This window comes from Microbacterium sp. ARD31 (genome assembly GCF_031844425.1).
In genome coordinates, this window is record NZ_JAUZVE010000021.1 from 48,169 (window position 1) to 69,385 (window position 21,217).

The 21,217-nt window shown below is 68.9% G+C and carries 21 protein-coding genes, 1 tRNA gene and 1 pseudogene; 17 read left to right on the plus strand and 6 right to left on the minus strand.

Annotated elements, in window-relative coordinates:
* Nucleotides 1-6: 6 nt before the first annotated feature.
* Complete coding sequence (locus Q9S36_RS32005) at nucleotides 7-495, minus strand: TrkA C-terminal domain-containing protein (protein ID WP_311288870.1); 489 nt, start codon at nucleotides 493-495, stop codon at nucleotides 7-9.
* Nucleotides 496-647: 152 nt separating this feature from the next.
* On the opposite strand from Q9S36_RS32005, the gene Q9S36_RS32010 reads away from it, so the two are divergent.
* On the plus strand, nucleotides 648-2,045 hold the full coding sequence (locus Q9S36_RS32010; RefSeq protein WP_311288871.1) for an MFS transporter: 1,398 nt from the start codon (nucleotides 648-650) through the stop codon (nucleotides 2,043-2,045).
* Nucleotides 2,046-2,199: 154 nt separating this feature from the next.
* Here the strand turns inward: Q9S36_RS32010 and Q9S36_RS32015 are convergent, their stop codons facing one another.
* Nucleotides 2,200-2,742 carry a MarR family winged helix-turn-helix transcriptional regulator gene (locus Q9S36_RS32015; protein ID WP_311288872.1) on the minus strand — a complete coding sequence of 181 codons (543 nt, stop codon included), beginning with the start codon at nucleotides 2,740-2,742 and terminating at the stop codon, nucleotides 2,200-2,202.
* Nucleotides 2,743-2,863: 121 nt separating this feature from the next.
* On the opposite strand from Q9S36_RS32015, the gene Q9S36_RS32020 reads away from it, so the two are divergent.
* The 11 genes from Q9S36_RS32020 (at nucleotide 2,864) to Q9S36_RS32070 (ending at nucleotide 12,799) form a co-directional block, all read left to right on the plus strand.
* On the plus strand, nucleotides 2,864-3,160 hold the full coding sequence (locus Q9S36_RS32020) for a hypothetical protein (protein WP_311288873.1): 297 nt from the start codon (nucleotides 2,864-2,866) through the stop codon (nucleotides 3,158-3,160).
* A gap of 54 nt (nucleotides 3,161-3,214) precedes the next feature.
* Entirely contained in the window at nucleotides 3,215-3,946 is a 732-nt protein-coding gene (locus Q9S36_RS32025; RefSeq protein WP_311288874.1) for a CbiX/SirB N-terminal domain-containing protein, read from the plus strand.
* Between the two features lie 126 nt (nucleotides 3,947-4,072).
* Entirely contained in the window at nucleotides 4,073-5,809 is a 1,737-nt protein-coding gene (locus Q9S36_RS32030; protein WP_396653888.1) for a nitrite/sulfite reductase, read from the plus strand.
* Nucleotides 5,806-6,549 carry a phosphoadenylyl-sulfate reductase gene (locus Q9S36_RS32035; protein WP_311288875.1) on the plus strand — a complete coding sequence of 248 codons (744 nt, stop codon included), beginning with the start codon at nucleotides 5,806-5,808 and terminating at the stop codon, nucleotides 6,547-6,549. The genes Q9S36_RS32030 and Q9S36_RS32035 overlap by 4 nt, the downstream gene beginning before the upstream one ends.
* Nucleotides 6,546-7,553 (plus strand): sulfate adenylyltransferase subunit CysD, encoded by a 1,008-nt coding sequence (gene cysD, locus Q9S36_RS32040; RefSeq protein WP_311288876.1) that lies wholly within the window; start codon nucleotides 6,546-6,548, stop codon nucleotides 7,551-7,553. The genes Q9S36_RS32035 and cysD overlap by 4 nt, the downstream gene beginning before the upstream one ends.
* Nucleotides 7,553-8,911 carry a GTP-binding protein gene (locus Q9S36_RS32045; RefSeq protein WP_311288877.1) on the plus strand — a complete coding sequence of 453 codons (1,359 nt, stop codon included), beginning with the start codon at nucleotides 7,553-7,555 and terminating at the stop codon, nucleotides 8,909-8,911. The genes cysD and Q9S36_RS32045 overlap by 1 nt, the downstream gene beginning before the upstream one ends.
* On the plus strand, nucleotides 8,908-9,726 hold the full coding sequence (gene cobA / locus Q9S36_RS32050; protein WP_311288878.1) for a uroporphyrinogen-III C-methyltransferase: 819 nt from the start codon (nucleotides 8,908-8,910) through the stop codon (nucleotides 9,724-9,726). Before Q9S36_RS32045 ends, cobA begins: the two co-directional genes overlap by 4 nt.
* Complete coding sequence (locus tag Q9S36_RS32055; RefSeq protein ID WP_311288879.1) at nucleotides 9,723-11,135, plus strand: FAD-dependent oxidoreductase; 1,413 nt, start codon at nucleotides 9,723-9,725, stop codon at nucleotides 11,133-11,135. Before cobA ends, Q9S36_RS32055 begins: the two co-directional genes overlap by 4 nt.
* Nucleotides 11,132-11,461, plus strand: a complete 330-nt coding sequence (gene fdxA / locus Q9S36_RS32060; protein ID WP_251452893.1) for a ferredoxin — start codon at nucleotides 11,132-11,134, stop codon at nucleotides 11,459-11,461. Before Q9S36_RS32055 ends, fdxA begins: the two co-directional genes overlap by 4 nt.
* Nucleotides 11,454-12,419, plus strand: coding sequence for an NAD(P)/FAD-dependent oxidoreductase (locus tag Q9S36_RS32065; protein WP_311288880.1), 966 nt, complete (start codon nucleotides 11,454-11,456; stop codon nucleotides 12,417-12,419). The genes fdxA and Q9S36_RS32065 overlap by 8 nt, the downstream gene beginning before the upstream one ends.
* Before the next feature lie 221 nt (nucleotides 12,420-12,640).
* Nucleotides 12,641-12,799: a hypothetical protein gene (locus tag Q9S36_RS32070; protein WP_311288881.1), complete on the plus strand. Its 159-nt coding sequence runs from the start codon at nucleotides 12,641-12,643 to the stop codon at nucleotides 12,797-12,799.
* Between the two features lie 89 nt (nucleotides 12,800-12,888).
* On the opposite strand, the gene dcd is transcribed toward Q9S36_RS32070, so the two are convergent.
* Nucleotides 12,889-13,494 (minus strand): dCTP deaminase, encoded by a 606-nt coding sequence (gene dcd, locus Q9S36_RS32075; RefSeq protein ID WP_251452902.1) that lies wholly within the window; start codon nucleotides 13,492-13,494, stop codon nucleotides 12,889-12,891.
* Nucleotides 13,495-13,552: 58 nt separating this feature from the next.
* Between dcd and Q9S36_RS32080 the strand changes: the two genes are divergently transcribed.
* The 3 genes from Q9S36_RS32080 to Q9S36_RS32090 all read left to right on the plus strand — a co-directional run bounded on the left by Q9S36_RS32080 (nucleotide 13,553) and on the right by Q9S36_RS32090 (nucleotide 17,034).
* Nucleotides 13,553-13,623, plus strand: a tRNA-Gly gene (locus tag Q9S36_RS32080).
* 290 nt (nucleotides 13,624-13,913) lie between these two features.
* Nucleotides 13,914-14,486, plus strand: coding sequence for a TetR/AcrR family transcriptional regulator (locus Q9S36_RS32085; RefSeq protein WP_311288882.1), 573 nt, complete (start codon nucleotides 13,914-13,916; stop codon nucleotides 14,484-14,486).
* A 139-nt stretch (nucleotides 14,487-14,625) separates the two neighbouring features.
* On the plus strand, nucleotides 14,626-17,034 hold the full coding sequence (locus Q9S36_RS32090; RefSeq protein WP_311288883.1) for an MMPL family transporter: 2,409 nt from the start codon (nucleotides 14,626-14,628) through the stop codon (nucleotides 17,032-17,034).
* Between the two features lie 228 nt (nucleotides 17,035-17,262).
* Here Q9S36_RS32090 and Q9S36_RS32095 read toward each other — a convergent pair whose 3' ends face one another.
* The gene (locus Q9S36_RS32095) at nucleotides 17,263-17,874 is read right to left on the minus strand and encodes a TetR/AcrR family transcriptional regulator (RefSeq protein WP_311288884.1); all 612 of its coding nucleotides are present in this window, start codon (nucleotides 17,872-17,874) and stop codon (nucleotides 17,263-17,265) included.
* A gap of 73 nt (nucleotides 17,875-17,947) precedes the next feature.
* Between Q9S36_RS32095 and Q9S36_RS32100 the strand changes: the two genes are divergently transcribed.
* Nucleotides 17,948-19,474: an alpha-L-arabinofuranosidase C-terminal domain-containing protein gene (locus tag Q9S36_RS32100; RefSeq protein ID WP_311288885.1), complete on the plus strand. Its 1,527-nt coding sequence runs from the start codon at nucleotides 17,948-17,950 to the stop codon at nucleotides 19,472-19,474.
* Between the two features lie 69 nt (nucleotides 19,475-19,543).
* Here the strand turns inward: Q9S36_RS32100 and Q9S36_RS32105 are convergent, their stop codons facing one another.
* Together Q9S36_RS32105 and Q9S36_RS32110 are read right to left on the minus strand one after the other, a co-directional pair.
* Nucleotides 19,544-20,032 (minus strand): hypothetical protein, encoded by a 489-nt coding sequence (locus tag Q9S36_RS32105; protein ID WP_311288886.1) that lies wholly within the window; start codon nucleotides 20,030-20,032, stop codon nucleotides 19,544-19,546.
* A gap of 274 nt (nucleotides 20,033-20,306) precedes the next feature.
* Nucleotides 20,307-20,678 (minus strand): annotated as a pseudogene (locus Q9S36_RS32110) (transposase); the annotation flags it as partial.
* 274 nt (nucleotides 20,679-20,952) lie between these two features.
* On the opposite strand from Q9S36_RS32110, the gene Q9S36_RS32115 reads away from it, so the two are divergent.
* Nucleotides 20,953-21,180: an RNA-binding S4 domain-containing protein gene (locus tag Q9S36_RS32115; protein ID WP_251452905.1), complete on the plus strand. Its 228-nt coding sequence runs from the start codon at nucleotides 20,953-20,955 to the stop codon at nucleotides 21,178-21,180.
* Nucleotides 21,181-21,217 lie beyond the last annotated feature (37 nt).

The window sequence follows — 21,217 nt, forward strand, 5'->3', positions numbered from 1 at the left end:
CGCCGGTCAGCTCCCGCCGATGATGCGCACCAGCGCGTCCAGTCCTTCGCGGGTGCCGACGGCGACCAAGGTGTCGCCGGCCCGCAGCAGATCGTCCGGACCCGGCGCGGGCAGCACGCCGGCGTCGCGCACGATCGCCACGATCGAAGATCGCGTCCGGGTGCGTGCCTTCGTGTCGCCGAGCGCCCGACCCGCGAACGGCGAGTCGGCGGGCACCGGGATCTGCTCGGTCGAGAGCCCGTCGACCTGTTCGCGCAGCTGCGCGATCTGGGTGAGGATGAGCGATCCGCCGAGCACCTCCGACAGCGCGGTGGCCTCGTCGTCGGCGAGCGAGACGGTCATCGCCGCGCGGTCCGGATCCTCATCGTCCGAGACGGCGAGTTCGCGCCCGCCCTCGCGGAAGGTCACCACCGAGATGCGGCGCCCGGCATCCGTCTCGATGTCATGGCGGATGCCGATACCGGCCAGCTCGACGCGTTCCACATGCACGGACATGTGCTCATCATGGCACCGCGGTCGCGCCGCCGCGGGTCGCCCGCGACGGTTCGCGGAACAGGGCCGCGCTCGCGATAGCCTGACCGCACGCCGCGATGCCGCGGCCCCGTGGCGGAACCCGCCGTTCACCGAGAGGTCCTACCGTGACCGACATGCCGCTGCCGCATCAGCCCGCACCCGAGTCGGAGATCACTCCCCCCACGAACGCGCGCGCCGGTCGCCGGGGCGTGCTCGCCTGGGCGCTGTGGGACTGGGGATCGGCGGCGTTCAACGCCGTCGTGACGACGTTCGTGTTCTCGACCTATCTCGCCTCGACGCTCTTCGTCGACCCCGCGATCGTCCAGGCGGCCGCCGGGAGCGAGCGCGACCCGGCACTGGAGCGCGCGCTGGCCGACAACGCCAGCGTCGTCGGCTGGGCGCTCATGATCGCCGGCATCCTCATCGCCGCCCTCGCACCCGTGCTCGGGCAGCGTTCCGACGGCACCGGCCGGCGCAAGTTCTGGCTGGGGGTCAACACCGCCGTCGTCGTGCTGGCGATGGCCGCGATGTTCTTCGTCGAGGGCACGCCGGCGTACCTCATCCTCGGCGCGACCCTGCTGGCGGTCGGCAACGTCTTCTTCGAGTTCGCGGGCGTGAACTACAACGCCATGCTCGTGCAGGTCTCGGACCGCGAGAACATGGGCCGCGTGTCGGGCTTCGGCTGGGGCATGGGCTACGTGGGCGGCATCGTCCTGCTGCTGATCCTGCTGGTGCTCTTCATTCAGAGCTTCGGGGCCGAGGGGCGCGCGGGGGTGCTCGGCATCCCGACCGACGGCGGGCTGCATATCCGCCTCGCGGTGCTCACCTCCGCGGTGTGGTTCGGGATCTTCGCGATCCCGGTCCTGCTCCGCGTGCCCGAGGTGCCGGCACGCGAGCGCCGGGTGCGCGTGGGCTTCTTCCGCTCGTACGCCGTGCTGTGGGCCACGATCACGAAGCTGTGGCGCGGAAACCGCCAGGTGCTGATGTTCCTGTTCGCCAGCGCCGTGTTCCGCGACGGGCTCGCCGGGGTGTTCACCTTCGGCGCGATCATCGCCGCGCAGGTGTTCGGGTTCTCCTCGTCCGAGGTGCTGTACTTCGCGGTCGCGGCGAACGTCGTCGCGGGCATCTCGACGATCCTCGCCGGCCGCCTCGACGACCGGTTCGGCCCCAAGAACGTGATCATCGTGTCGCTGCTCGGCCTGATCGTCGCCGGCACCGCGGTGCTCTTCATCGGCACGGCCCAGATCGGGTTCTGGATCGCGGGGCTCTTCCTCACCGCCTTCGTCGGACCGATCCAGTCCGCCAGCCGCTCCTTCCTCGCCCGCATCACCCCCGAGGGGCGGGAGGGCGAGATCTTCGGTCTCTACGCCACGACCGGGCGCGCAGTGTCGTTCCTCGCGCCGGGCCTGTTCGCACTGTTCGTCGCGATCTCCGGGAACACGCGCCTCGGCATCCTCGGGATCGTGCTCGTGCTGCTGGCGGGCCTGCTCCTCATGCTGCCCGTCAAGGCGAAGCAGGCCGTCATCGACTGACCGTCCCGGGCGGTGGCGCCGGGACGCGCCGCTCACCGGTGGAGCGGTCGGTCTCTTCTGCGGAACCGGCGGACATGGCGACACCCTTCGCTGATCGGACGCCTTTCACGGTATCGGTGGGTCCCAGCGCCGCGCACGCGCTGCAGCGCAGGGGTCAGACCGGCCACCCGTCTGCGAGCTTGGCGAGAAGTCGGGCGAGCTCCGCCCGCTCCGCGTCGGTGAAGGACTCCAGCGCGGCGGCGACCGACGAGCGCCGCTCGCCGCGGAAGCCGCGGACCGCACTCCGGCCCTGATCGGTCAGGGCCACGAGCGTGCGCCGCGCGTCGTCCGGATCGGCCTCGCGCACCACGAGCCCCAGCTCGACCGACTGCTGCACCAGCCGCGAGGCCCGGGGCTGATCGACCCCGACCGCGTCGGCGATCGCGCTGATCGACAGCCCACCGGATGCCGCGGCGAGCGCCTCGAGCATGCGCAGACGTGCGGGTCCGCCGAGCCGAGCGCCTCCGGCCCACGGTCCGCCGCCGCGCCCATGGTGGTGCTCGTGGTGGCCACGGCCGCGGTGCTCGTCGGCGGAATGCGGGTGCGGACCGTGGAGCGGCTGAGGCCCGACTCCCGGCGGGCGCGGACCACGCTTGGAGCGGAGCCGCGCGAGCGCATCGGCGATCGCGTCCGCGGGGTCGTTCGGGGCGTCGGCCATGTGTCGAATTTACATGTGTGTTGACAAGTTTTGCGAGTGCATGTCACACTACATATGCATGCAATACAGCATGTATCTCTGACGGCACACCGCCGCCGCCCCGACGAAAGACATCCATCACATGACAGACAACGACACCTTCCCGGGCGAGCCCTCCGAAGATCTCCGCCCCACCGCCACCCTGGACGACATCGCCGAGCGCCTCACCGCGCTCGAGGGCGCCGTCTCGGAGCTCCTCGAACGCCGCCGCCGCAAGGACCGGCGCCACCACCACGAACGTCCCGCTCGCGGCGAGCGCGAACACAGCGGAGGGCACCGCGGCCACGGCGGGCACATGCACCGCGCATCCCACGACGGTCCGCGTTTCGACCACCACCCGCACCACCGCGAGCGAGGCTGCCGTCACGCGCACGTGTGACAGCACGTGACACACGGGTCGCACGGCCGAAACCGTGCGGCAGAATGGGCCGGGATGAGCAGCATCCCGGCCCTTCTCGCGATCTCGCACGGCACGTCTTCGCCGGCGGGTCAGGCGGCCGTCGCCGCACTGGTGGATGCCGTCGCGGCACGTCTTCCCGATGTCACCGTCCGGCTCGGACACGTCGACGTCCAGCAGCCCGACGTTCCGGCATCCCTCGACGCCCTGCCGCCGGACCAGCGGGTGGTCATCGTTCCGCTCCTGCTGTCTGCGGGTTACCACGTGCGCATCGACCTCATCGAGCAGACCGCCGGGCGCTCGGGCGTGACGATCGCGAAGGCCCTCGGCCCCGACGCGCGTCTCGTCGAGGCCCTCGCCGCGCGACTCGCCCCGCTCGCACCGCAGCCGGAGGACGCCGTGGTGCTGGCCGTGGCCGGCTCCAGCGACGAGCGCGCCAACGACGACTGCCGCACGACGGCCGACATGCTGGCGGCCCGTCTCGGGCGCCCGGTCACGACGGGCTTCCTCGCGGCGACGGATCCCCGCGTGGGCGCCGCGGTCTCCGCCGCGCGCACCACCGCGTCGCGCGTCGTGGTCGCGAACTACCTCCTCGCCCCCGGCTACTTCGACGATCTCGCCGTGCGGCTCTCGCAGCCCGATCCCGTCGCCCGTCCCCTCCTCGACGACGACGAGCCCCCGGCATCCCTCGTCGATCTCGTCGTCGCGCGCTACCGCGAGGCCCTCGACGCGCCCGCCCAGGTCGAGGCCGACGACGCAACTGTGTGACGCCCTGTTTCGGCCGTTAACGCCTCTTGACGCCTGACGGCCCCCGCTCAGAAACGGTTGCCTACTCTCGTGGAGTGGACTCGACGGAGTCCGCGCCGGGCATGCGCGGAGACGACGGAGGCCACCGTGACCATCAGCGACACATCGACCGGCTCCCCCGCGCCCCGCGCGGAGGGTGCGCGCGCTCGTCCGCCTCGCCCCTCGTCCAAGCCGAACGGCCAGTGGAAGATCGACGGCACGACGCCGCTGAACGGCAACGAGGAGTGGAAGCAGGTCGACAACGGCCTGAGCGTGCGCGAGCGCATCGAGAACATCTACTCCAAGGGCGGGTTCGCCTCCATCGATCCCACCGACCTGCACGGACGCTTCCGCGTCTGGGGTCTCTACACGCAGCGCAAGCCCGGGATCGACGGCGGCCGGACCGCAACACTCGAACCGCACGAGCTCGAAGACGAGTACTTCATGATGCGGGTGCGCATCGACGGAGGACAGCTGACCACAGAGCAGCTGCGCGTCATCGCCGGCATCTCGTCGGAGTTCGGCCGCGACGCCGCCGACATCACCGACCGCCAGAACATCCAGCTGCACTGGATCCGCGTCGAGGACGTCCCCGAGATCTGGCGACGACTCGAGGCTGTGGGCCTCGGCACCACCGAGGCGTGCGGCGATGTCCCCCGCGTGATCCTCGGCTCCCCCGTCGCCGGCATCTCGGCCGACGAGCTGATCGATCCGACCCCGCAGATCAACGAGATCACCTCGCGGTTCCTGGGCGACGCGTCGCTGGCGAACCTCCCCCGCAAGTTCAAGTCGGCCATCACAGGGCACCCGAGCCAGGACGTCGTCCACGAGATCAACGACGTGGCCTTCGTCGCCGTCGAGCACCCCGAGCTCGGCATCGGCTACGACCTGTGGGTCGGCGGCGGCCTCTCGGCCTCGCCGCGGCTCGGCGAGCGCCTGGGGGCCTTCGTCGCCCCCGAGCAGGTGGCCGAGGCGTGGCACGGGGTGGCGCAGATCTTCCGCGACTACGGCTACCGGCGGCTGCGCAACAAGGCGCGTCTGAAGTTCCTGCTCGCCGAGTGGGGGCCCGAGAAGTTCCGGCAGGTGCTGGAGGACGAGTACCTCGGCTACGCGCTCCCCGACGGTCCGCCCGCCCCGAAGCCCCCGACCCCGGGCGACCACGTCGGCGTGCACCGCCAGAAGGACGGCCGCTTCTACGTCGGTGCCACGCCGATCGTCGGCCGCGTCTCGGGTCCGATCCTCGCCGACCTCGCAGACCTCATCGAGGCGCACGGTTCGACCCGCCTCCGCACGACGCCCCACCAGAAGATCGTCATCCTCGACATCCCCGAGGACCGCGTCGAATCCCTCATCGCCGGACTCGACGGGCTCGGGCTGTCGGCGCGGCCGAGCCTCATCCGCCGCGGCACCATCGCGTGCACGGGCATCGAGTTCTGCAAGCTCGCGATCGTCGAGACCAAGGCCTACGCCACCGCCGCCGTCCTCGACCTCGAGAAGCGCCTCGAGCAGTTCGAGCTGCCGCATCCGATCTCGCTGCATGTGAACGGCTGCCCGAACTCGTGCGCCCGCATCCAGACCGCCGACATCGGCCTCAAGGGACAGCTCGTCACGATCGACGGCGAGCAGGTTCCCGGCTACCAGGTGCACCTCGGCGGAGGGCTGGCATCGCAGGACCGCGACGAGGCAGGCCTCGGCCGTACCGTCCGCGGCCTCAAGGTCGCCGCCGACGGCATCGCCGACTACGTCGACCGCGTCGTGCGCCGCTTCCTCGACGAGCGCGACTCCGGCATCGACGAGACGTTCGCGCAGTGGGCGCACCGTGCCGACGAGGAGGCCCTGGTATGACCGTTTCCCTGGCCCCGCGCACCGCTGTCAAGCGCACGCGAGACGAGCTGAAGGCGCTCGCCGAGCAGGGCGAGCGCGAGCTGCACAGCCTCGCCGCCGACGAGGCGTCCCCCGCCGAAGTCGTCGCGTGGGTCGCCCGCAACTTCGGAGTGGATGCCGTCGCCGTCGCCTGCTCGATGGCCGACGCCGCGCTTCCCCACCTCGTCGCCGAGCAGCTGCCCGGTGTTGACGTGCTGTTCCTCGACACCGGGTACCACTTCGCAGAGACGCGTTTCACGCGGGACGAGGTCGGCCGGGCGCTGGACGTGCGCATCGTGGATGTGCTGCCCGAGCAGACCGTCGCAGAGCAGGACGCCGAGTTCGGCGCGAAGCTGTACGAGCGCGACCCGGCCCTGTGCTGCGCGCGCCGCAAAGTCGCTCCGCTGCAGGACGCGCTCGGCGGCTACGAGGTGTGGTTCACCGGCGTCCGGCGCGAAGAGGCGCCGACGCGGGCGAACACCCCTCTGGTGACGTGGGACGAGCGCAACGGCCTCGTCAAGGTCAACCCCGTCGCCGCATGGACGTTCGACGACCTGCTGGACTACGCCGGCGCCCATCAGGTACCGGTCAACCTCCTGGTCTCCAACGGCTACCCCTCGATCGGCTGCGAGCCGTGCACGAAGCCGGTCGCACCCGGAGAAGACCCCCGAGCCGGCCGCTGGGCCGGTCTCTCGAAGACGGAATGCGGGCTCCACGTATGACTGAGAACCTTTCGCCGGTCGTCGAGCGAGTGCAGCGAGACGAGACGACGCAGGATGTGACGGACGTTTCGCCTCATCGCTCCGCTCCGCGCTCGACGACCGACCAGCGCGAGCGCCTCTCGACCCTCGACATCCTCGAGGCCGAGGCCATCCACGTCATCCGCGAAGTCGTCGCCGAGTTCGAACGTCCCGTGCTGCTGTTCTCCGGCGGCAAGGACTCCGTCGTGGTGCTGCACCTGGCCACGAAGGCCTTCGCGCCCGGGCGGGTGCCGTTCCCCGTGCTGCACGTGGACACCGGGCACAACTTCCCCGAGGTGATCCGCTTCCGCGACGAGACGGTCGCCCGTCTCGGCATCCGTCTCGAAGTGGCGCGGGTGCAGGACTACATCGACGACGGCCGCCTGCAGGAGCGCGCCGACGGCACCCGCAACCCGCTGCAGACGCTGCCCCTGCTCGACGCGATCGCCGCGGGACGCCACGACGCCGTCTTCGGCGGAGCCCGCCGTGACGAGGACAAGGCCCGCGCCAAGGAGCGCATCATCTCTCTGCGCGACGAGTTCGGCCAGTGGGACCCGCGCAACCAGCGCCCCGAACTGTGGAGCCTGTACAACGGCCGCCACACTCCCGGGCAGCACGTGCGGGCGTTCCCGATCTCGAACTGGACCGAGCTGGACGTCTGGCGCTACATCGAGCGCGAGAGCATCGCCCTGCCCCCGCTGTACTTCGCGCACGAGCGCGAGGTGTACGCGCGCGACGGCATGTGGCGCCCCGTCGGGGAGTTCTCGCCGCCGCGCGAAGACGAGTCCGTCGAGGTCCGCACCGTGCGCTACCGCACCGTCGGCGACATGAGCTGCACCGGCGCCGTCGACTCGGACGCCGCCGACATCGGCGCCATCGTCGCCGAGGTCGCGCGCTCCACCCTCACCGAGCGCGGTGCCACGCGAGCCGACGACCGCCTGTCGGAAGCCGCCATGGAAGACCGCAAGAAGGACGGATACTTCTGATGCCCGCGACCCTCTCCACCGGGACGCTGTTCCGGTTCGCCACGGCCGGCTCGGTCGACGACGGCAAGTCCACGCTGGTCGGGCGGCTGCTGCACGACTCCAAGGCGATCCTCGCCGACCAGCTCGAGCAGGTCGCACGCACCTCCGCCGAGCGCGGGTTCGCGCACGGCGAGTTCGACTTCGCCCTGCTGACCGACGGTCTGCGCGCCGAGCGCGAGCAGGGCATCACGATCGACGTCGCCTACCGCTACTTCGCCACCGCGTCGCGATCGTTCATCCTCGCCGACTGCCCCGGCCACGTGCAGTACACCCGGAACATGGTCACCGGCGCGACGACCGCCGACGCGGTCGTCGTCCTCGTCGATGCGCGGAAGGGCGTCGTCGAGCAGACGGTGCGACACCTCGCGGTGGTCGCGCTCCTGCGGGTGCCCCACGTGATCGTCGCCGTCAACAAGATCGACCTCACCGGCTTCGACGCCGACACCTTCGCCACGGTGTCGTCCGACGCCCACCGGGTGGCCGGCGAACTGGGCATCGAAGACCTGCACGTGCTGCCGGTCTCGGCGCTCGAGGGCGACAACATCGTCGACCGGTCGCCGCGGACCCCCTGGTACGCGGGTCCGGCACTCCTCGAGCTCCTCGAGACGCTCCCCGGCGCGGACGAGCTCGACCAGGAGCACGAGCCGCTGCGCCTGCCGGTGCAGCTGGTGCTGCGTCCCCAGGGCGGTCTGTCGCCCGAGCTCGCCGCCGACCCCGTCGCCGCCGAGGGCCTGCGCGACTACCGCGCCGTCGCCGGACGCATCGCCTCGGGGACCGTGCGCGTCGGCGACCGCGTCGAGGTCTTCCCCTCGCGGGTTGCCACCACCGTGACCGGCATCCGGATCGCGGGCGAAGAGGCCGACGAGGCGGTCGCGCCGCAGTCGGTCTCGCTGGAGCTGGCCGATGATGTGGATGCCGCGCGCGGCGCCCTCGTCGTGGCGGCCGGCACCCTGCCGGACGGACGACGCGACATCGACGCCGAACTGTTCCAGCTCGACCGGCGCACGCTCGCCCCGGGAGCCCGCGTGCTCCTCAAGCACGGCACGACGACCGTGCAGGCGCTCGTCGCCGACGTCTCGTCGCGCTACGACCTCGACACGCTGACCCACGAGCCCGCCGAGGCGCTCGCGACGAACGACATCGGCCGGGTGCGACTGCGCCTGGCAGCGGACCTGCCGGTCGAGCCGTACGCCGACAACCGGCACGGCGGATCGTTCCTCGTCATCCACCCGACCGACGGCGCGACCCTCGCGGCCGGCATCGTGCGCGACAGGGTCGCCGAGGCGGGCCTGTCGGGCGGCACGGAGTGGGCGATATGACCGGCGCGACCGGCAAGGTGTGGCTCGTCGGAGCGGGTCCGGGCGACCCGGGGCTGCTCACCGTCCGCGGACTCCGCGCGCTCGAGCGGGCCGACGTCATCGTCGCCGACCGTCTCGGCGCCCGTGCCGTGCTCGACGGCCTCGCCGCCGAGGGCGTCATCCTCACCGCCGAGGTCGTCGACGTCGGCAAGCTCCCCGGTCACCACGCCGTACCCCAGGACAACATCAACGCGCTCCTGGTGCAGCTGGCCGGCGAGGGTCGCAGTGTCGTGCGCCTCAAGGGCGGCGACCCGTACATCTTCGGCCGCGGCCTCGAAGAACTGGCGTTCTGCCAGGCGGCGGGGGTCGAGGTGGAGGTCGTCGCGGGCATCACCAGCGCCATCTCCGTGCCCGCGGTGGCCGGCATCCCCCTCACGCATCGTGGTGTCGCGACCGCCTTCACCGTCGCGACGGGCCACGACCAGATCCGAGAGATCGGCGGCGGCGCCGATCACACCGTCGTCCTGCTCATGGGCGTCGGAACCCTCGCCCACTCCGCCCTGACCCTCGCGCGCGGCGAGCGCGGGGTCGACTGCCCCGTCGCCGTCGTCGAGGACGGCTTCGGCCCCGGACAGCGCGTGACCGTCGGCACCCTCGCGACCATCGCCGCGCAGGCCGCCGAGCGCGGCGTGCGTTCGCCCGCGGTCGTCGTCGTCGGCGATGTCGTGCGGCTGAGCCCGTACGCCCCGGCCGAGCTGGCCACCCTCGATCTCTCTTCGTTCGATCCGCTCGCCGCACCCGGCGGGCGCACCCCTCGAAAGGCCCCTTCGCTGTGACCCACACCCCTTCGTCCCTTGCGAATCTGCGCGTCGCGATCATCGGCGCGGGCCCTGCCGGCATCTACGCGGGCAACATCCTCTCGGGCTCCGTCGCCGAGGCCGGCGGCTCGGTCGCGATCGACCTCTTCGAGTCGCTCCCGGCGCCCTACGGCCTGATCCGCTACGGCGTCGCCCCCGACCACCCGCGCATCAAGGGCATCGTCACCTCGCTGCACGAGATGCTGGATGCCGGTTCGATCCGCTTCATCGGCAACGTCGAGGTGGGCCGGGACATCGCCCTCGACGAGCTGCGCGAACGGTACGACGCGGTCATCATCGCCACCGGCGCGATCCGCGACGCCGTCCTGGACATCCCCGGCATCGACCTGCCCGGGTCGTACGGCGCTGCGGACTTCGTCGCCTGGTTCGACGGCCACCCGGACGTGCCGCGCGAGTGGCCGCTGGATGCCCCCGAGGTCGCCGTGATCGGCAACGGCAACGTCGCCCTCGACGTCGCCCGCATGCTGGCGAAGCACCCCGAAGACCTGCGCTCGACCGAGATCGCGGACAACGTGCTCGGGGGTCTCGAGGCCTCGAACGTCACCGACGTGCACGTCTTCGGCCGCCGCGGTCCCGCCGACATCAAGTTCACGCCCATCGAGCTGCGCGAGCTCGGCGAAGTGCCGAACGTCGACATCATCGTCCACGACGAGGACTTCGGCGACGCCGACCCCGCCGACGCCAAGAACAACCAGCTGAAGGTGATGCTGCGCGTCATGAACAGCTGGCGTACGCGCGAGCGCACCGGCGCCAGCCGCCGCCTGCACCTGCACTTCTACCACTCGCCTGTCGAGGTCATCGGAGCCGACCGCGTCGAGGGTGTGCGCTTCGAGCGCACCGCGCCCACCGGCGACGGCAGCGTCATCGGCACCGGCGAGTACCGCGAGATCGCCGTGCAGCAGGTCTACCGCGCCGTGGGCTACTTCGGCACGCCCGTGCTCGGGGCGCCGTTCGACGAGGTGCGCGGCGTGGTCCCGAACGTCGAAGGCCGGGTGACCGACACCGCCTCTGCGGCGACGGCCGAGGACGGCGGCACCGCGTTGCAGGGCCTGTACGCCACCGGCTGGATCAAGCGCGGGCCCGTGGGCCTCATCGGCCACACCAAGTCCGACGCGATGGAGACCATCGCCCACCTCGTGTCCGACGCGCAGTCCGGGCTGCTCGCGGCTCCCGCCGTCGCGGGTGACGTGCTCGACCTTCTCGGCGAGCGCGACGTCGCCTACACGACGTGGGATGGCTGGCGCGCCCTCGACGCCCACGAACGCGAGCTCGGCGCGACCCACCGCCACACGCGCGAGCGCGTCAAGGTCGTGCCGCGCGACGAGCAGGTGGCGATCTCCCGTTCGGGAGCACTGATCGAGTCATGACCTACGTCATCGCCCTTCCCTGCGTCGACGTCAAGGACCGCGCCTGCATCGACGAGTGCCCCGTGGACTGCATCTACGAGGGCGAACGGTCGCTGTACATCCACCCCGACGAGTGCGTGGACTGCGGCGCCTGCGAGCCGGTCTGCCCGGTCGAGGCGATCTACTACGAAGACGACCTCCCCGATGAGTGGCAGGACTACTACAAGGCCAATGTCGAGTTCTTCGACGACATCGGCTCGCCCGGGGGCGCCGCGAAGGTCGGCGTGATCGCCAAGGACCACCCCGTCATCGCAGAGCTGCCTCCCCAGGCGGAAGGCCATGACTGACCCGCACCCCGCCGAGACCAGCACCGAGGTCGACGCGCTCATCATCGGCGGCGGCCCCGCGGGGCTCTCGGCGGCGCTGAACCTCGGTCGCGCCCGCGCGTCGGTCGTCGTGGTGGACGCCGGCCGGCCGCGCAACGCCGCGACCCTGCGGTCCCACGGCTTCCTGACCCGCGACGGCGTCTCGCCGTTGGAGCTGCGCAAGCTCGCCCGCGCCGAGCTGACGGCGTACCCGAACGTGCACGTGATCGAGCGCGCCGTCGTAGCGGGCCTGCGCCCGCACCCCGGCACCGACGGGCTGCGTTTCGTCGCCGGCATCAACGCCCGCACACCGCGCACTCCACCGGCCGTCGCCGCCCGATCGGTTCTCGTCGCCACCGGCCTGCGAGAGACGCTGCCGACGATTCCGAACCTGCGGTCGTACTACGGCATGTCGATCTTCAGCTGCGCGGCGTGCGACGCATGGGAGCTGCAGGACCGTCCGCTCGCGCTCATCGGCGAGACCCCCGACCTCGCCGCCCGCGCCCGCCTGATCGCCCGGTGGACCGACCGCCTGACGGTGTTCACGAACGGTGCCGACGTGGTGTCGACGGTCGAAGAGGCCGAGCTCGCGGCATCCGGGATCACCGTCGAACGATCCAGGATCGCGGATCTCGAGGGGGAGCGCGGCGCGGTCACCGGCGTACGCCTGGGCACCGGGCGTCTTGTGGCGATCGACGGCGGGTTCGTGCGGCCGGTGTGGCATCCGGCGCTCGACTTCCTCGGCGCGGTCGAGGCCGAGCGCGACCCCGACGGTCACCTGGTCGTCGACGGATCCGGCCGCACCACGGTGCCCGGTCTCTACGCCGCCGGCGACGCCGCCGCGCCCGGCCCGCAGCAGCTCATCGTCGCCGCCGGTCAGGGCGCTCGAGCCGCAGCGGTGCTGGTGCACGACCTGGTCGGGGTGCAGACCGCGCACTGAGCGGCATCCGGTCGGCGGGTGCCGGGCGCCCGAGGATCACAACTCCTGCACCGCGAGTGCGGCCCGGCTGGCAAGTGCCCTATTTCCCGCGAATTCCCGCCGTGCACGGCGCGCGGCGAGCCGGGACCTGCAGGAGTTGTGATCCTCGCGGGTCCTTATATGGGGCGGGAGCCGCCTGTCAAGGCCCCGATCGAGTGCTCGGCCAGTGCGAAGCTGGGTTCATGCCCGCACTCGTTACTATCCTCATCGTCGTCGGAATCGTCCTGCTGCTCCTCGGCATCTTCGTCGAGGCCGTGAAGTTCCTGCTGTGGCTGGGCCTGGTCCTGCTGGTCATCGGCGTGATCGTCTGGCTGCTGAAGTTCATCAAGCGCAAGGCCTGACACACCACTTACCGGCTGCTCGTGGGTTCGCCCACGAGCAGCCGTCTCTTTAACGCCCGTCCGGCGATGAGGCTGAGGCGGCGGAGCGGTCAGTTGCCGCGGGAACCCGCATCCGTCGAACCGACGTCGGTGCGATGGAAGTTGTGGAACGAACGTGATGCCGTCGGCCCCCGCTGTCCCTGGTAGCGGTTGCCGTACGGTCCTGAGCCGTAGGGGTTCTCGGCCGCAGACGACAGGCGGAAGAAGCAGAGCTGGCCGATCTTCATCCCGGGCCACAGCGTGATGGGCAGCGTGGCGACGTTGGACAGCTCGAGCGTCACGTGCCCGGTGAAGCCGGGGTCGATGAAGCCGGCCGTGGAGTGGGTCAGCAGGCCGAGGCGGCCGAGGGACGACTTGCCCTCGAGGCGCGCGGCGACGTCGTCCGGCAGCGACACCTGCTCGAAGGTCGAACCCAGCGCGAACTCGCCCGGGTGCAGGATGAACGGCTCGTCGGGCTCGACCTCGATGAGGCGGGTGAGCTCCGGCTGATCCTTCGCCGGGTCGATGAACGGGTACTTGTGGTTGTCGAAGAGCCGGAAGTAGCGGTCGAGGCGCACATCGACGCTCGAGGGCTGCACCATCGCCGGGTCCCACGGGTCGAGTCCGATGCGTCGCGCCTCGATCTCGGCTCGGATGTCTCTGTCGCTCAGCAGCACGCGATCAGCCTATCCGGGCGGGGCTGTTATGCTGTCCGGGCGCCGTAACGCGGCGTTCGGGGCTGTAGTTCAATGGCAGAACTTCTGCTTCCCAAGCAGACAGCGCGGGTTCGATTCCCGTCAGCCCCTCTGTGTCACTTCTCAAGTCAGGTCGGACATTCTCGAATCAGTCCGGACTGTTAGGCTTCTCGAGCACAGCAATGGGCCGACCGCAGTACGGGGATCCGTGCGGACTCATCCGCGGAGCTCGTCTCAACGGACTCGACTCCGACTCAGAGTGACGGACGCAGGTTGTGAGGACCCTCTCGATCAAGACGTGATCACTGGCTCTGCGATCGAACGGGTCAAAGTCCCGCGCACGATCGTCGATCGCAGCAGACCGGAGCGAGTGGCATTGCCCCGATTGATATCGTGCGCAGATGGCTAGCGGACGAGTGGGTGCCCCCCGGAGCGAGTCGTCGAGGAAGGCCATCCTGCGCGCGGCAGCATCGCTCATTGAGGAAAAGGGCTTCGACGCCGTGACGATCGAGGGCATCGCGGCCCGCGCAAACGTCGGTAAGCAAACGATCTACCGGTGGTATGCGACGAAAACCGCGGTGGTTGCGGAGTGCTTGATGGAAGGCCTTCTGATCGTCGACGAATTCCATCTGCCCGAGACCGGCGACGTGAGATCCGATCTCCGAACCTGGATGGTAGGTGTCTACTCGTTCCTCTCACAGGGCAGTAACGTCCACCTCCTCAATTCTCTGCTGTCCGCCGCGACGCACGATCCGGCGGTCACGAATGGGATCGGCGAACGCCTGGGTGCGGCCGGCCCGGCAATCCTCGACCGCCTCGAGCAGTCGAAGCTCAAAGGTGAGCTGCCGACAGACTTCCCCTCCGATGCGTTCCTGCATGCCCTGTTCGGCTCGATCGTGGCCCGCGCGCTGACCGGCGCTCCTTTTACGACGTCGGACGCAGTGTCGACGGTCGATCTCTTACTCGGCCGCTGAGGGGTCGCTCGCAGCCGTGGTGCTGGCTGTGGTGATTACGAGTCGCAGCGTCTAGCAATTTCTCAGCGAAGGTCCGTACATTACGAGACGCATCGGTTCGCAATGGCGCGGCAGCTCACAATCTCCGAAAGGCTTCGCTGTGGCATCACTGCTCTATCGACTTGGCGGGTTCTCGGCCCGCCGCCCCTGGATCGTCATTACCGCGTGGCTGGTCATCCTCCTCTCCGCGGTGGGTGCGTGGCTCGGCTTCCGCGGCGTGCTGACCTCCGAGATCACCGTCCCGGGCACGGCAACCGAACAGGTGCAGGACCGCCTTGTGGACATCCTCGGCGGCGGCGAGCAGGGATCGGGCACCGTTGTCGTGCACACCTCGGACGGCACAGCACTCACTTCCGACACCCAGGCGGAGATCTCGACGCTCATCTCGGAGGTTGACGCCGTCGAAGGGGTCGACTCAGTGGTCGACCCCTTCGTGACCTCGCAGCAGCGGACCGCGCAGGAACAGCAACTCTCGGATGCCGTAGCGCAGATCAGCGATGCACACACTGACCTCGACGCCGGCCAAGCACAGCTCGACGCTGCCGTTGCGCAGGCGCGAGCCGCAGGCGCCTACGAGCAGGTAGCCGAACAACTCACGCAGCAGCAGGCTGCGCTCGATGACTCCGCAGCCGAGCTGAATGACCAGGAGACTCAAATCAAGCAGGGCCAGGCCCTAGCGGCGCTTTCGGAAGACATCCGCCTGGTCTCAGAAGACTCCAGCACCGCGATCATCTCCGTGACCTTTGAGGCGACCTCCACAGAGGTCAGCGATAGCACGACTGAGGAGATTCGCACGATCTTCGACGACGCCGATCTCAGCGGAGTCGAAACGGACTACTCCGCTGAGATCGCGCCGGCCGCTGCCGCGCACGGCGCGTCGGCTGAGGCGGTCGGCATCGTCATCGCCGCAATTGTGCTCTTCATCATGCTCGGGACGATCGTCATGGCCGGATTGCCGCTGTTGACCGCGCTGATCGGCGTGGGGGTGAGCATGCTCACCGTCCTGGCCTTCTCAAGCCTGGTTGAGATGAGCGATACCACCGTTGTACTCGGGCTGATGCTCGGTCTTGCTGTCGGCATCGACTACACCCTCTTCATCGTCGATCGCCATCGCCGGCAACTACGCAGGGGTCTCGATATCAGAGAGTCGATCGCCCTGGCGAACGGTACGTCCGGCAGCGCAGTCGTCTTTGCCGGCGCCACCGTCATCATCGCGCTCATGGCTTTGTGGGTCACCGGAATCCCCTTCCTGGGCATGATGGGCACCGCGGGCGCGGCAGCCATCCTCGCTGCCGTTCTCGTCGCGGTCACCCTCACCCCAGCCGTGCTCAGTCTGATCGGACGGCGCGCACTACCCAAGCGCATCTGGACGACGCTGGCGGACGGGCACGTCACGGAACGCCCGGTAAAGGAGATGAGCACCACACGTGCGATCGTCACCACCGTCGCTGCGGTCGCCGCGCTCGGCGTGATTGCCCTGCCCGCGATCGACATGCGGTTGGGACTACCCGACGGATCATCAGAAGCCCACGATTCCACTCAGTATCGGGCATTCGCAGCGATCGAAGAGGCGTTCGGTCCGGGACAGAACAGCCCATTGTTGGTCGTGGCGGATCTGCCCTCTGCGGTCGCCGACGAAGACCTCGTCTCGACGAACATCGCGATCGCCGAAACGCTCGCGGCACAAGAGGGGGTCGCCGCCGTCGCCCCCGCAGGCGGTTCGGACGACAATGAGGTTCTGCTCTACCAGCTGCTGCCCACCGAGGGCCCCCAAGGAGAAGTCACGGAGCAGCTGGTTCACGACCTGCGCAGCCTGCAGATGACCAACAGCGACGTCGCGTTCTCCGTAGCCGGCGCCGCGAGCGGAAACATCGACATCAGCGAGAAGATCGCCGACGCATTGCCGCCTTACCTCATGATCGTGGTGGGGTTGTCGTTCCTCATCCTGATCCTGGTGTTCCGATCGTTGCTCGTGCCATTGATCGCCACCGGCGGATTCGTCCTGTCACTCCTCGCGTCACTCGGAGCGGTGACGGCGGTCTACCAGTTCGGCTGGCTCGGTTCCGTCTTCGGCGTCGAGAGCGCCAGGCCGGTGCTCAGCATCCTCCCCACCTTGCTCGTGGGCATCCTGTTCGGCCTGGCGATGGACTATCAGCTCTTCATCGGCTCCGGCATCCGTGAGGCATACGCGCACGGATCGCCCGCACGACTCGCGGTGGCCAAGGGCGTGAACGGCGGGCGAGCAGTCGTCACGGCGGCGGCAATTATCATGGCCGCGGTCTTCGCCGGCTTCATCTTCGGAGACGCGACCGTGGTGCGGCCTCTCGGCTTCGGACTGGCGTTCGGAGTACTGGTCGACGCCTTCGTCGTGAGGATGCTCCTTGTCCCCGCTGTGCTGCACCTCTGTGGCAATGCGGCCTGGTGGCTGCCGAAGTGGCTTGACCGACTGCTGCCTGATGTTGATATCGAAGGAGCCCGTCTCGGCGCGCGCGTCTCGCCCACGCCCTAGTCTCCGTCGCGCGGGGATCAGCTGACGATCGGGAGGACACCGTGCGGTGTCCTCCCGATCGTCAACTGACTCGTAGCAGTGCGCCCGCCTGGCTCGAATTCACTGACGCTGGTGGGCGTGCTACCTCTCACAAGACCGCGGCGATCTTCGTGATCGTCTTCGCGGAAGGTCGGCCGGCGAACTGTCCGCCAGCAGTGCTCCAGCTGGCATTACACCGTTTGTCGCTTCTCAGCGGTAGTCGGCCCACTCCGGGCCACCGAACAACGTCCGCTCGACCCTTGCCCAGAGACTGATCGCGCTCTCGCGAGGATCGGTGAGAGCTTGCAGCTGCACCCCATCGAGAGCGCTCAACGACGTCCGGACGAGATCCGACGTGGCACCGTCGCTCCGAAATCTCTCGGGTAAGCGCCACGGCCTGTCCCTGAAGACGGCTGTGATGCGCGCGTGCCTTTCGACGTAGTAGTCATGGGCGGGATGGTCCGCGGCGTGAGCCTCGACGGCGAGGAGCAGGTACACGGCCGTCAACTGCGGGCGCTCCGAGTTTCGCTGGACGATCGCCCGTAACAGACCCGGGAGCGACGTCGAGGGGTTCGCCACCGCCTCCGTCAGCGCCCCGCTCGGGTCGTCGTCGAACTGCGTCTCGACGATGAGGGTGAGGAGTTCGTCCCGCCCACCGACATGATGCGAGAGGCCGGGAAGCGTGAGTCCGACCGCATCGGCGACCTGCCGCATCGTCACGCCGTAGCTGCCGTACCGCGCCACGAGCTCGACACCCCGCTCCGCGATCTGGCGCCTCCGGTCAGCTATCGAGAGTCTGCGTCTCGGCTCGGCGTCGGTCATCTTGTCATCCTTGCAGGCCCTCTTTCGCGCCTTATCTTATTTTAGTAAGATAGAGCGCGAGGAAAGGCAGATCATGACGATCAAGATCGACCCGGACGCGCTCGCCCATCGGATCCCGCCTGAGTTGCACGGTCAGTTCATCGAGTATCTCGGGCAGTGCATCGACGGCGGCATCTGGGTGGGGCGCGACAGCGACATCCCCCACACCGATGGCGTTCGTCAGGGTGTGCTCGACGCACTCGTCGAACTTGCGCCGCCCGTTCTGCGCTGGCCGGGTGGCTGCTATGCCGACACGTACCACTGGCGAGATGGCATCGGGGAGGCGTCTCGACGCCCGGTCACGTTCAACGAGAACTTCGGCACGTACGAGCTCGACAATCACGCTTTCGGCACCGACGAGTACCTACGGCTGTGCGAGCAGATCGGCGCGCAGCCGTGGATCAACGTGAACATGATGAGTGGAACCGTGGCCGAGGCGACGGACTGGATGGAGTACTGCAATCGCAGCCAGCCCACCGACCTCGCTCGCGAGCGCGCGCACAACGGTCACCCGGCTCCGTACGGCGTTTCCTACTGGGGTATCGGGAACGAGCCGTGGGGTGGTGGAGGTACGACGACCGCCGGGTCCTACCTCGATGCCTACCGGGTCTTTGCCACTGCCATGCCCAGATTCACACTCGGCATCCTCGAGCAGACCTCGATGTACGCGATCGCGAGCGGGCCCGACGGCAACAAACCTCTCGAGCGCGTGCAGTGGACACGAGACTTCTTCCGCGGGCTAGCGGAGTACCGCGTACCGCCGATCAACGGCTACGACCTGCACTTCTACAACTGGAACCTCACCGAGGGTGAGACCGCGGTCTCCTTCGACGAAGCCGGGTGGGACCGAGTCATCGAATCGTCGTTGGAGCTCGAGGACGTGCTCCTCGAGCAACGGCACCTGATGGATGAGGGCATCGCCGAACTGCCGACCCCGGAGTCCGACTTCTTCGCGCCGCCGGTGTCGGTCGATCTCATCCTCGGGGAGTGGGGGAACTGGCATCGCGATGCGTTCTCGGCTCGTCCCGCTCTCTTTCAGCAGATCACCATGCGCGATGCCATCACGACTGCCCTCAGCCTGGACATCCTGCATCGCAATGGCGACTCGGTCGCGATGGCCTGCAATGCCCAGACGGTGAACGTCCTCAACGCATTGCTGCTCACGGACGGGGCGCACACGATCCGGACGCCCAACTTCGACGTGTTCATGATGTACAAGCCGCATCAAGGCGCGACGGCGGTCCACGTCGACGCAGACCTGCACGAACCCCACATCCACGTCTTCGCATCGAGGGCTGCCGACACGGTGACCATCAATCTCGTCAATACGCACATCGCGGATGAGGCGGACGTCGACCTCAGCTTCGCGACCCCCGTCCGGGTGACGGCTCGCGACGTACTGACGTCGGACTCCCCCACCCGTCACAACACTGCAGCCGAGCCCGATGTGGTCCGTCGGACGGCGGTCGAGGTCAGGCCCGATGTCGACACCGATCACCGCGTCCACCTACCGGCACGATCGGTGACGGTGCTCCGCGTGGATCTCGTCGGCGCCAGCTGACAAGTTCCACCACCTCGGGATCACGGGGCCCAGGCCGGAGATGTCTCCGACCCAGGCCCCGTGATGCGCCTAGGCCGACGCGTGCGGGGGCGGGGCCGACTGCTGGGATCGCCGCGACCAAACGATCCGTCGGACGATCCAGGCGACCAGCAGCGCTACGACGATGAGCAGCAGCACCGAGGCCGCCACCATCCCCCCCTGCCCAGGCGTGAGCGGCTCCATGGAGGAGGCGAGCGTCGACGTACCCTCGGTGAACTGCTGCGAGCCGTCGTCATAGGTCACCATCCCGTCAGACAACTGACGGGCACCGTCCGCCAATGCGGTCGTGCCGTCTGCCAACTGCGTGACGCCGTCGGCCAACACGACCCCGCCGTCGGCCAGTCGAGCGGTGCCATCCTGCAAGAGGCCTCCGCCGTCGGCGAGCTGACCCATGCCGTCGCCGAGCAGGTCGCCGCCCGAGGCGAGCTGACGGACACCGTCGTTCAGGACGTCCCCACCGTCAGCGAGCTGACCCATGCCGCCAGTGAGCTGATCGCCACCCGAGGCGAGTTGACCCACCCCCTGCGCTCAACCGACGCGAATCGCTCCTCCACTACCTCAAGACACCACTCACCGCCCCCGAACCACTCTCCGAGGACGCGACGAAAGCGGACCGCCTCGCGTGGGACCAGGCCAGGATGGACTACCTGTCCGGGGGCATCTTCCTCGCCACCACCGCCTCCAAGACCGGGATGCAGCTGCTCACACGTGCGTTCCAGGAGAACCGCGCACGGAATTCCGGGCACGCCGGCGTGATGCTCTCCGGCAACTCCACCCTCGGGAAGACGACCACCAGCGCCCGGACCAGCTGATCGACTTTGCGAGTGGACACCCCGTCGATCCACGCCTGGCAGATCACCGCGTAGAGTGCCTTGTCGACCCGGCGGCGGGGGCTGAGCAGCGACGGGAAGAACGACCCCTCGCGCAGCTTCGGGATCTGAAGGTCGACCTCGCCGGCCGGGGTCGGGCGGGTGCCGTTACGACGCGTGGTCCGCTCTGGGGTGCGCTCGTGCGGGCCCGCGCCGATCTTCACCGTCGCTTCCGCGTTGATCAGGTCCTGCAGGCCGGCCTGCAGCATCCGTCGGAACACGTCCGAGTGGGCGAGGTCGGGATCGGCGAGGACTTCGCCGATCAGGGTCGTCAGGGCAGACTGGTGGTGGGTCATCGTGGGATCTCTGCTTTGCTTCTTGCCGGAAACAACTGGTCATCCCACGGTGGCCCTTCATCGTCTACGACGACGAGACCCCCGCGGGAAGTGACACCACGCTATGGGACTCACCCCGGAATCTTCAGTCCGAACTAGCGCCATGCCCAGAGAACCTGTCTGAAGAAGATCTGGAAGTGACACTCTGAAGGCCCTCGTGCCGCCTAAGGCGATGCGACGAGCCTTTCGTGCGAGCGGTCGGGCCGGAACGGGTCGTCTCGAATACGATTCGGGGATGGTGAACCCGGCTGCGATCGACGACGTCTCCATCGGCGGCGAGGCGATACGCCTCGGGCAGTTCCTCAAGTTCGCGGGGCTTCTGGACTCCGGCGGAGATGTGAAGGAAGCGATCATCGACGGCTACGTGACCGTCAACGGCGAGGTCGATCGCCGCCGCGGTCGGCAACTGCAGCTCGGCGACGTGGTCGGCTTCGAGGGTCACCGGGTACGCGTCTGCCGGTGAGGCGTGCGCACGCTGCACGCGCGGAACGCTGCCCACG